Source organism: Pontibacillus sp. ABV4_188 (assembly GCF_056311905.1).
The window spans coordinates 3,398,736-3,410,671 of record NZ_CM149975.1 but is presented as its reverse complement, the minus strand read 5'-3'; the positions used below and the strand labels follow the sequence as shown (position 1 = coordinate 3,410,671).

Sequence of the window (11,936 nt, the reverse complement as noted above, 5' to 3'; positions counted from 1 at the left end):
TCATTTTGTGAGTGGGTCGAAGCGATTAAAAAGAGAAATGAGGCGAATGAACTACCTAAATCGTGTCGATAAGTGTCGATAAAACCGTTCTAAACGCTCATTTTGCCTATATTTCGAGATGGAGTATTGTTCTAGACGATAAGTCTAGTTTATAGTAAGAATAATCCAAATAACGAAAAATTCAGAAATTTAGGGGGATGACGGATGAAGAAGGGTAAATTATTAACATCGGCTTTAGCGCTGACACTGGCGATTGGTCCAGTGGCGAGCGTTAATGCTTCCATGCCTTCACCGAGCGAGATTGGCAAACACAAACACGTGCATCATGAAGGTGGGTCGCCATTTGACTTAGCCATCGCTAACGATGAGCGCTTAATTCAAATGTTGAAAGAAAATGGAACGATTGAGAAAAATGCTTCGCCCGCAGAAGCACAGGAGAAATTAAACCAATTCTTGCAGGCTAAGCAAGAATCAGCTGATAAAGAAGTAGGAGAGCTTCATGAAGAAGAGGAATCTACTAAAGATAAGCTCAAAGGGCAAATGAAAAACAACAGCTTGACTAACGGTAAAGGAAACAAATTGGGACAAGCGAAGAAGAATGCTCCAGAAGGTGTTGAAGAGGAAGCATATGAGGGTGAAATGCGTACGGATAAGGTTCTGGTATTGTTAGTGGACTATCCGGACAAGCCACATAACTCTATGTCATCTGATGAAACGGATATGTATTATGAAGGGGAAGACGCATACTCCGCGGAACATTACCAAGACATGCTGTTTGGTGATGGCGGCTGGACAGGCCCAGACGGTGAGAACTATGTATCTATGAAACAGTACTATGAACAGCAATCTGGTGGAAGTTACTCTGTTGAAGGAGATGTAGCTGGGTGGTATACAGCGAGTAAACCGGCGGCTGCTTATGGTGGGAACTACCCGACAGAAGATGGTAGTGATGTGAATGCTCGCGGTCTAGTAAAAGAAGCTTTACAAGCAGCTGCAGCTGATCCGGATGTTAATATTGCTGATTATGACCAATGGGATCGCTACGATTTAGATGGTGACGGAGATTATCTAGAGCCAGACGGCTTAGTCGACCACTTAATGGTTATCCACTCTGGTGTGGGTGAAGAAGCAGGTGGCGGTAGCTTAGGTTCAGATGCAATCTGGTCTCACCGCTGGAACCTTGGTGGCGTAACTCCAATTTCAAATACGGAAGCCACAGTTGGATACTGGGGCGGATCTATGGCAGCCTACGATTACACAATCGAGCCTGAAGACGGTGCGGTTGGTGTTATGGCGCACGAATTCGGTCATGACTTAGGTCTTCCTGATGAGTATGATACGCAGTACACAGGTGAGGGGGAACCAGTAAGCTACTGGTCTATTATGTCTAGCGGAAGTTGGGCAGGAGATATTCCTGGTACAATGCCTACTGGGTTTAGTCCTTATATGAAGGAAATGCTTCAAGAATCTGCGGTTGTAGATAATGAAGGGACAAAAGGTAACTGGTTAACTGGATCAGAGGTTCATGTAGATGAAGTGAATAAAAAAGGTATGGAATTCTTGTTGGATGAGGGAGCAACAAAGGGAACTAATAATGACGTAGTAAAAGTAAATCTTCCACAAAAAGAAACCGTAATCAACGAACCTGCTAGTGGTGAGTGGGAGTACTTCAGTGGAAGTGCTGATGACTTGCACAACTACTTAACAAAAACAGTAGATCTAACAAATGCTACTTCAGCAGAGTTCAACTTCAAAGCTTGGTACGACATTGAAACAGACTGGGATTACGCATACGTAACCGTTAACGGTGAGCCAGTCGCATCAGATATTACAACAAATACTGACCCGTATGGATCGAACTTAGGCAATGGTATCACAGGTTCTTCAGACGGTTGGATTGATGCTTCATTCGACCTTTCTGCCTACACAGGTCAGGAAGTAGAAGTTGCAATTGAATATGTGACAGATACCGCTGTTAGTAATCCGGGTCTATACGCTGATGACCTTTCTGTAGTCGTTGATGGAGAGGAAGTTGTATTTGATGATGCAGAAGGCGAACCTAAATTTGGTTTAGACGGCTTTGATAAAACCGACGGGATCAAAAGAAGTGAACACTACTACCTCTTAGAATGGAGAAGTCATAACGGCGTTGACGAAGGCTTAGCCAACATCCGTCGTGGTGACAGCTTGATGACATTCGATGATGGTTTAGTCGTGTGGTACGTAGACAAGAAGTATAGTGACAACTGGACAGGCGACCACCCTGGTGAAGGGTTTGTCGGTGTTGTGGACGCTTCACAGGAGACCCTTAAATGGAGTGACAAGTCTGTGGCTAGCACACGCTATCAGGTTCACGATGCAGCGTTTAGTCTAGACAAGTCTGAAAAAATGTATCTGGATTATAGTGACATACTTGGAGTGACTCTAAAAGACAACAAAACAAAACGCAACCCACTATTCAGCGACTCTGAAGACTATTCCAATCCAGGTTTAGTTGACGCAGGACGTAACGTACCTGAATACGGCTTAAACTTCCGCGTAACGGGAGAAAGTAAAGATGGTACAGTCGGTAAGGTTATGATTTACAAAGACTAAGAAGAATCATTTTGAAGAGAAGCTACACTCGCATAAGTGAGTGTAGCTTTTTTTATGGAATATCCTTTTTCTATATACAACTTCTTCCTTTCGGCGGCTATATATAAGATAATAGAAACATAGACTTATACGAAAAGGAGAGAGACATTTGCAAAAGTATCAGACCTTATTTCTGAAGCGAACCCGTTCCACTCTCCAAAGCTTTAGTGAGCATCGTTCGATTACGAACGGAGCGATGTACCAGTTTTTGCATTCATTAAAGGGAACGGCTTCATCTATTGGTTTACCTTCTATCACAGAGGTGGCAACGAGTCTTATGCAACAGTTGCCTGCGTCTGTTGATTTTGAATGGAATAAAGAAAGGTGGCAGTCTTTTTTAAATCCACTTATTGAAGAAGTAAAGAAGCATTCAACTGTTGAGGCCCATGCTGAACCCTATATTCAAAAGATAAAAGATGAGGTCCCAAAAGGCTCGTTAGTGTTGCTTGTGGGAGATCAAATCGATCGTATTTCGAATTTAAAAGATATGCTTGAAAAACATTATGCGGTGATGGTCGCAGCAAATGAGGCGAAGGCAATTGAAGTATTTTATAGTCAAAAGCCTGATTATGTCATCATTGATTTATACCATAAAGAGGACCACGGGTTTCACGTTCTTTCAAGTATTGCTAATAAGGCAAGACATAGTTTTGTGCCTACACTGCTTGTGGAAGATACGCCTCATGCGATGTTAAGGAAGAAAGCGTATGAGGCTGGAGCATTTGATATCGTTCACTCCCCTTTTGATAACGAAGAAATGCTTGCTTTAATCCAGAATCGTTTAGAGCTTAAGCGCGTTCTTCAAGCTCAGATCTTGTTAGATGAATTGACAGGAGCCTACAACAGAAAGTTTTTGCAAGAAGAGTTGCAACGCCAATGGGCAGAATTTGAGCGTTATGAGACAACGTTTTCTGTTGCGATGCTAGACTTAGACCGATTTAAACGAATTAACGATACATATGGACACGATACAGGTGATCTTGTTCTCAAACAGTTCGCTGAAACGATTATGAAGAATAAACGTCAAGGTGATTACTTTATCCGGTATGGCGGAGAAGAATTTATGTTGATTATGCCAAAGACAGACGCAGAACAAGCCCGCATGATTGTGGATCGCCTTTTACAAGTCTTCTCTGAGCAACCCTTTGAAAAAGATGGTACGACATTTACCTGTTCTTTTTCATCAGGTGTGGCTTCTATTAACCACCGGATTAAAAATACGGATGAACTCATTTCGCATGGAGATCAAGCTCTTTATATGGCGAAACGGAATGGTCGTAATCAAGTGCAGGTGTTTGATGAGCAGAGAGGGGCCCTTACTCAGAATCTTGATGTTATTCACATCGGGATAATTGATGACGATCCTATTATTCATGAATTGCTTCAGGATCACTTAAGAAAGCTAGCATTTAAAGGACATAGAGTGGAGCTAAGAACTTTCCGAGAAGGGGAAGAATTCTTTGAATCAAAATGGTACCAACAAGATGGCAAGTTTGTCTTATTATTAGACGGAGTGATGCCGCGGATGGATGGACTTGAGGTGCTCCAGAAGCTTCGTGAAGAATGTTCCGTGGATCAGTTTGTCATTATTATGCTGACCGGTAGAAAAAAAGATCAAGATATCGTAAAGGCTTTAGATCTCGGAGCCGATGATTATATTACGAAGCCATTTAGTGTTTCGGAGTTAGAAGCACGAGTGAAGCGGCTAGCTCAGCGGCTACTTTTTTAAGGAGGAATGGACGTGAAGCGTATTCTAATTGCGGACGATGAGGAAGTGTTGCGCATGTTGATTGTCGATACATTAGAAGAAGAAGGGTACGAACTTGAGGAAGCGGAGGATGGGATTGAGGCTTTCGAAAAAGTTCAGAACAATGAATACGACCTTCTATTATTAGACTATATGATGCCAGGGATGACGGGGATTGAAGTTGCGGAGAAAATAAAAACGCTAAGCGGTAAAGAGCGTATGAAGATCATGATGTTAACCGCTAAGAATCAACAAAAGGATATCGATGCGTCAAAGGCTGCTGGTATTCATTACTATATGGCTAAACCATTCAGTCCTCTTCAATTAATAGAACTTGTGGAGGAAATTCTCGATGCGTGACTTTTTCAGAAAAAGCATTCGCAGGCAATTTCAATTTATTATGATGGTTGTCTTCGTGCTCGCGTTAATCGGCATTTCTATTATTCTAGCCATTCAATCTCAGGTGAAAGAAAGTTATTTAGAGGAGAGAGAGGCGCTTTCAAGGCAGACAGAAATTGCGGAAAATATTGAGCAGGAATATAATGAGATGATTATGCGGGCGAGAGGGTATCTTGCTTTTCTGAATGAGGGTGAATGGGAGTTGAGCCAGGAAGCTCATGCGAACTTAGTTGTTTTGTTAGATGAGTTGAAAGAATACGAGTTAACGAGTGAAGAAAAGCTTGTCTATGAGGACCTTTCTGCATACGTTGAGGAATATTGGGATCAGCTTTTGCCGGCCGCTGTTGCCTATGCTGAAGATGGTAATTATGAAGAACTTGTAAACATTTCACAAGATACAAGTGGTACTTCCCGTATTAACAGTTTTCTTTTAAGGAATAAGCAGGTTGTTGCAGCAAATGAGAGAGCGTTAGAAGCGGCTCATGAGGCGTTTATACAAAGTACCAACCGGATTACATACGCATTAGGCGGACTGATTGTTATGTTGTTTGTCATCATCAGTCTTGCTACGAAGCGTATGTCTAAAAGCATAGGCCAACCGCTCAGGGAGTTGTCTGATGCTTCTGAGCAATTAGCGCTTGGGAAAGATGTATCGTTTCCTGCGGTTCGTCGTCATGATGAACTAGGCACATTAACCAATGCTTTGTCTTCGATGGCTCATGTTATACAAGACCGTGAAGCTGATCTGCAAGCTCATAATGAAGAACTTCAAGCCCAGCAAGATGAATTAACAGAACAACAAGAGCGACTAGAGAATTCGGTTGTAGAGATTAAGAACTTGAACATGGCCATTAACGAAGCAACCATTCTGTCTGTAATAGACACAAAAGGTTTCATTACGGATGTAAATGATAAGTTCTGTGAAGTGTCTGGTTTTTCTTCTAAAGAAATTATGGGTCAACCGTATTCAATCTTATTCGCAGATAATCAACCAGAATTTTATGAGAAGATCATTCGTACGTTAAGGGAAGGACGGATTTGGAAAGGCGATCTTAAGAATAAAGCAAAGGATGGGGCATACTACTGGGTGGACTCAACCATTGTTCCTTATAAAAACGATTATCAAGGGATTGAACAATATTATATTATTCAGTTTGAAATTACGAATATGGTGGAAGCTGAGCATGAACTGAAGCACCTTTTAGAAGAAACGAATCGAACGAAGAATACGCTTGAGCATTACAACAAACTGAATCATGCTTTATCGATTACACTCGATATGGAAGAGTTATTGGAGACGGTCTTGTTCCAGCTTCAGCAAATTTTCTCGTTCAATAAAGGGATCTTACTCGTTCTTGATAGTTCTGAATATGCGAGTATTAGTGTTTCAAATGAAGCGGCTGCAAGAATGAGATCACATATTGAAGAGCAGGTTGTTGTCCGTCTTCAGGAGACGAAAGAACCTTATATCCTGAAAAGGGAAGCGCTCGAGGAAGAGCAAGGATACCATGAGGAAACTCTGTATAGTTACGATGTTTTTGCTCCCGTATTTGATGCGAAGGGAGAACTTCAAGCCGTGTTTACCGGTACGAGAATTGGACTGTCCTTTGATAATGAAGAGATAAATGAGCTTGAGGGGATCCTGAGCAGAATATCTCTGTCACTTGAGAAATTGTTCTTATATGAAGAAACAGAACAAAGTCGCCAATTAAATCAAGATATTATAGATAATGTGAATGAGGGCATACAATTTATTGATGAGAAGGGTGCGCTGATTCAATATAATAGTCGGTTGTGTAGCTTTATGGAAGCGGAGAATTGTGAGGATTGTTTATATCAGCCTTTCTCTTACTGGGTTACCTTTTTCAAAGAGCGCGTAGAAGATCCTGAGGCCGTTACAGCCTTCTTCGAGTCGGCGATTTTTCAGTCACAGAAGAGTTCACAATATCGTTATGAAGTGGCTGGTCCTGATCGCAGAATTATCGAGGTATATGCAGAATCAATCTACCGTAGAGAAGAACGTCTTGGAACGTTATTTGTTCACAGGGATATTACTTCTCAATATGAAGTCGATCAGATGAAGTCTGAGCTTGTGAGTACCGTTAGTCATGAACTCCGAACACCGCTAGCTAGTGTGTTAGGATACACGGAGCTGATGTTGAATAGGGAACTGAAACCTGAGAAACAGAAAAGGTATTTAAGTACGATTGAGAAAGAAGCAAAGCGCTTAACGAACTTAATTAATGATTTCTTAGACTTACAGCGCATGGAATCAGGGCGTCAAGTGTACGAGAAAGAGTTTATTCAGGTCGAAGAAGTCGCTCAGGAAGTGATCGACTCCTTCCCTTATTCCTCACAGCACGAAGTGTATTTAAACAATCATACTTCTCATCTGCCTGTTTTAGCGGACCGGGAGAAGTTGATCCAAGTGTTTACGAACCTCATTAGTAATGCGATTAAATTCTCTCCTGACGGTGGGAAAGTTATTGTCACGATGAATGGAAACGACCAGGAGTTATTTATCCACATCGCTGATGAAGGATTAGGCATACCAGACCATGAACTGCCAAAGCTATTTAAGAAGTTTCACCGTATTGATAACTCAGAGCGAAGGAAAATTGGTGGTACCGGGCTAGGGTTATCCATTGTTAAAGAGATTGTGGAAGCTCATGGTGGTAAGGTTACAGTTCGCTCAGAGGTTGGTAAAGGGAGTGTCTTTACCATTATATTCCCGCTTGCTCAACCGAAGTCAGTTGGTGATGGAACAAGTTTAACACCTGATTTACCACTTATTATGGTCATAGAAGATGATCACAGTCTGGCCATGCTAATTCGTGAAGAATTAAAAGGGACAGGATTCAATGTCCTTCACTATGCTAGTGGTGAATCTGTTGTACGGGTGCTCGATCATTATGAACCAGATGGTTTTGTCATTGATTTGATGCTTGCTGGCGAGTTAGACGGCTGGGATGTTATTCATGAGATTAAGAAACGACCTCAATTGGAACAAATCCCTATTTTTATTTCGACCGCTCTAGATGAGCGTTCAAAAGGTGAAGAACTTGGAATTGAACATTATTTAACGAAGCCGTATCCACCAAACAAGTTATCGACGACGATTTTGCGTACGTTGCTACAAAATGAAAAGAATGGTCAAATATTAGTTGCAGGAGATGAGGAGGGAAATTGACTTGTCTACCTTATCGTGCTATGTTTGATTAAATTAGAATGACGAAAAAGTATAGGCCGCTCCATTTGATCTCTGGATCAAGGTGTGGCCTCTGTTATGTGAATAAGAGCAGTTCCTCAAGTGATAGGAGAATGAACAATGAGTGTACAAAATGAAATGAAGAAGCGCCGGACGTTTGCGATTATTTCGCACCCGGATGCTGGTAAGACAACGTTAACAGAGAAATTTCTATTATTCGGTAACTTGATTCGTGAGTCAGGAACCGTTAAAGGGAAGAAGACCGGAAAGTTTGCGACTTCTGATTGGATGGACATCGAGAAGCAACGTGGAATTTCTGTCACGTCTTCTGTTATGAATTTCCCTTATAAAGACTATCAGGTTAATATTTTGGATACACCTGGGCACGAAGATTTTAGTGAAGATACGTATCGTACGCTAACAGCTGTTGATAGCGTAGTTATGATTATAGATGGAACGAAAGGGATTGAGGCCCAGACGCTTAAGCTTTTCAAAGTGTGTAAAATGCGTGGCATTCCAATCTTCACGTTCATTAATAAACTAGATCGTGAAGGTCGAGATCCGTTTGATTTATTAGATGAAATTGAAGGGGAACTTGGCATTGAAACATATGCCATGAACTGGCCTGTTGGGATGGGCAAGCGTTTTAAAGGAATTCTGGATCGCCAAAATGAACAATTCGTTCAATTTACAGGAAATGAGACCGAAACGTCTATTCCGTATGATGAAATTAACGATCATCCTGAACTAGCTGAAGATGAGACGTTTGCAAGTGCATTCGAAGAGCTTGAGTTGCTTGATGGAGCTGGTGTTGAGTTCTCTATGGATGCAGTTCAAAGAGGAGAACAAACGCCTGTCTTCTTCGGTAGTGCCCTTGCTCCATTTGGCGTTCGCACCTTCTTTGAAGAATTTATTTCTATGGCTCCGCAGCCTGCCCCACGTAAAGCATCGGGGGACATGATTTCACCTGATAAGGAAGAATTCTCAGGGTTTATCTTTAAGATTCAGGCGAACATGAACCCAGCACACCGTGACCGTGTAGCGTTTGTGCGTGTGTGTTCAGGTAAATTCGAACGAGGAATGAACGTAACGTTAGATCGGACAGGGAAGTCTATTAAATTAGCACAGACCCAGCAGTTCGTTGCTTCCTCAAGGGAGACGATCCAAGAAGCCTATGCGGGTGATATTATTGGAATTTATGATCCAAACGTATACCGTATTGGCGATACGCTTGTCGAAGGGAAAGAAACCTTCCACTTTGAAGAGCTACCACAGTTCCCGCCTGAAGTATTTAAGAAGGTTGTTGTGGAGAACGTAATGAAATCGAAGCAGTTCAAGAAAGGACTTGAACAGCTTGTGCAAGAAGGAGCTATTCAATTGTTCCGCAGCCTTCGAAGCGATGAGTATATTATCGGGGCAGTTGGACAACTTCAGTATGAAGTGTTTGAGTATCGTATGAAGAATGAATACAATGTTGGCGTTCGATTTGAAGATATCGGGGAGCGAATTCCTCGCTGGTTAAAATCGGATCAAGTTGATCGTTCCAAATTCGATGACCGGAGTCTTCTAGTAAAAGACCGCGAAGAGAACTATCTTGCTCTCTTTAAGAACGACTTCTCCCTGCGTTGGTTCCAAGATAAAAATCCAGACATTGACCTCATCGACCTGTTTGAAGTCAATCAATATAGCCAATAATAAAAACAAAAGCTGGTGGCCCCCACCAGCTTTTTCTTATACATAAAAAAGGCACCAGACACCCAGTTGTACTTTAAAGCAGTGCAGGGTGCCTGGCACGCATTAGTCCTTTAGAGTGATAACGGGTGTCTGGCACCCTGCACTGCTCTACCCGCCTAAAGCGCGGGGGTTGAGCACGGTTGTCGAATGTTTGTTCGCATCTATGTTAGAATGATGAAAGATTGTGGTAAACTACGGTTATAAGAGTGAATGGATGAATGGAGGTTGCATCTTGGAGAACAAATTTGAATTGGTATCCCAATACGAACCGCAGGGGGATCAACCTGCAGCGATTGAAAAGATTAAGCAAGGCATAGACGAGGGGAAGGTGCATCAAACCTTACTAGGTGCGACAGGAACAGGGAAAACATTTACGATGTCAAACGTGGTGAAGGAAATTAACAAGCCGACGCTTGTCATTGCTCATAACAAAACGTTAGCCGGTCAGCTGTATAGTGAATTTAAGGAATTTTTCCCTAATAACGCAGTTGAATATTTCGTTAGTTACTATGATTACTATCAGCCAGAAGCTTATGTTCCTTCTACAGATACGTTTATTGAGAAGGACGCTAATATCAATGATGAGATTGATAAACTGCGCCACTCTGCGACATCTGCTTTGTTTGAACGCCGTGATGTTTTAATTGTTGCTAGTGTATCTTGTATATATGGTTTAGGTTCACCGGAAGAATATCGTAATCTGGTGCTCTCTATTCGTTCAGGCATGGAGAAAGATCGTGATGAGTTGCTACGTGATCTTGTCGATATCCAATATGCACGTAATGATATTGACTTCCAGCGTGGTACCTTCCGCGTTCGGGGTGATTCAGTTGAGATTATTCCAGCTTCTAGAGAAGAGCACTGTATACGGGTCGAGTTTTTCGGTGATGAAATTGATCGAATCCGTGAAGTCGATGCATTAACGGGTGAAATTATTGGGGATCGAGAGCATGTTGCTATTTTCCCAGCATCCCACTTCGTTACCCGCGAAGAGAAAATGAAAGTAGCGATTAAAAACATAGAACGTGAACTACAAGAACGACTTAAAGAACTAAAAGACCAAAATAAATTGCTAGAAGCCCAGCGCTTAGAACAGCGTACGAACTACGACTTAGAAATGATGAAAGAAATGGGCTTTTGTTCAGGCATTGAGAACTATTCAAGGCACTTAACGCTTCGAGATAAAGGAGCGACACCTTATACATTAATCGATTACTTCCCGGATGATTTCCTTATTATTGCTGATGAGTCCCACGTATCCATACCGCAAATTCGAGGCATGTATAACGGAGACCAGGCGCGTAAACAAGTTCTGGTTGATCATGGCTTCCGTCTGCCTTCAGCTTTAGATAACCGTCCTCTACGTTTTGAGGAATTTGAGAAGAAATTGAATCAAATTGTCTACGTGTCGGCTACTCCAGGTCCATATGAACAAGAACACTCACCAGAAATGGTTGAGCAAATTATTCGTCCGACTGGCTTATTAGATCCGAAAATTGAAGTTCGTCCAATTCAAGGTCAAATTGATGATTTAATTGGCGAGATTAACATGAGAAAAGAGCGCAACGAACGTGTTCTTGTTACCACGTTAACGAAGAAAATGTCAGAAGATCTAACCGATTACCTAAAAGAGATTGGCATTAAAGTCGCTTATCTTCACTCTGAGATTAAAACGCTAGAACGAATTGAGATTATCCGCGAGCTTCGTAAAGGAAAATACGACGTTCTTGTAGGTATTAACCTTCTTCGTGAGGGGTTAGACATCCCTGAAGTATCTCTTGTTACTATTTTAGATGCGGATAAAGAAGGATTCCTTCGCTCTCAGCGTTCTCTCATTCAGACAATCGGGCGAGCAGCTCGTAATGAAAATGGGCAGGTTATTATGTATGCAGATAAGATGACAGATTCTATGAATATTGCGATTGAAGAAACGAATCGTCGTCGAGAGAAACAGATCGCCTATAATGAAGAGCATGGTATTACCCCAACAACCATCAAGAAAGAAATTCGCGATGTAATCCGTGCTACAACTGAATCAGAAGAAACACAAGAGACAGACGACCGTCCAAATGTTTCAAAAATGAGCAAGAAGGAAAAAGACAAGATGATCGAAAATATGGAGAAAGAGATGAAGCAGGCAGCAAGAGACTTGAACTTCGAACGAGCTGCTGAACTACGAGATCTTCTCTTGGAACTTAAAGCGGAAGGATGATC

General features: G+C 41.9%; 6 protein-coding genes. All 6 read left to right on the top strand.

What is annotated here, in order from left to right; genetic code table 11:
* The first annotated feature begins 204 nt into the window (after positions 1-204).
* The 6 genes from ACYX4O_RS17415 to uvrB all read left to right on the top strand — a co-directional run bounded on the left by ACYX4O_RS17415 (position 205) and on the right by uvrB (position 11,934).
* Positions 205-2,595: an immune inhibitor A domain-containing protein gene (locus ACYX4O_RS17415; RefSeq protein ID WP_476352632.1), complete on the top strand. Its 2,391-nt coding sequence runs from the start codon at positions 205-207 to the stop codon at positions 2,593-2,595.
* Between the two features lie 148 nt (positions 2,596-2,743).
* Positions 2,744-4,363, top strand: a complete 1,620-nt coding sequence (locus ACYX4O_RS17410; protein WP_476352630.1) for a GGDEF domain-containing response regulator — start codon at positions 2,744-2,746, stop codon at positions 4,361-4,363.
* A gap of 12 nt (positions 4,364-4,375) precedes the next feature.
* Positions 4,376-4,741, top strand: a complete 366-nt coding sequence (locus ACYX4O_RS17405) for a response regulator (RefSeq protein ID WP_476352628.1) — start codon at positions 4,376-4,378, stop codon at positions 4,739-4,741.
* Positions 4,734-7,970: an ATP-binding protein gene (locus ACYX4O_RS17400; protein ID WP_476352626.1), complete on the top strand. Its 3,237-nt coding sequence runs from the start codon at positions 4,734-4,736 to the stop codon at positions 7,968-7,970. Before ACYX4O_RS17405 ends, ACYX4O_RS17400 begins: the two co-directional genes overlap by 8 nt.
* A gap of 138 nt (positions 7,971-8,108) precedes the next feature.
* A complete protein-coding gene (locus ACYX4O_RS17395; RefSeq protein ID WP_476352624.1) occupies positions 8,109-9,683 on the top strand; it encodes a peptide chain release factor 3 in 1,575 nt (524 codons plus the stop codon).
* Between the two features lie 271 nt (positions 9,684-9,954).
* Positions 9,955-11,934 (top strand): excinuclease ABC subunit UvrB, encoded by a 1,980-nt coding sequence (gene uvrB / locus ACYX4O_RS17390; protein WP_476352622.1) that lies wholly within the window; start codon positions 9,955-9,957, stop codon positions 11,932-11,934.
* Positions 11,935-11,936: the final 2 nt, after the last annotated feature.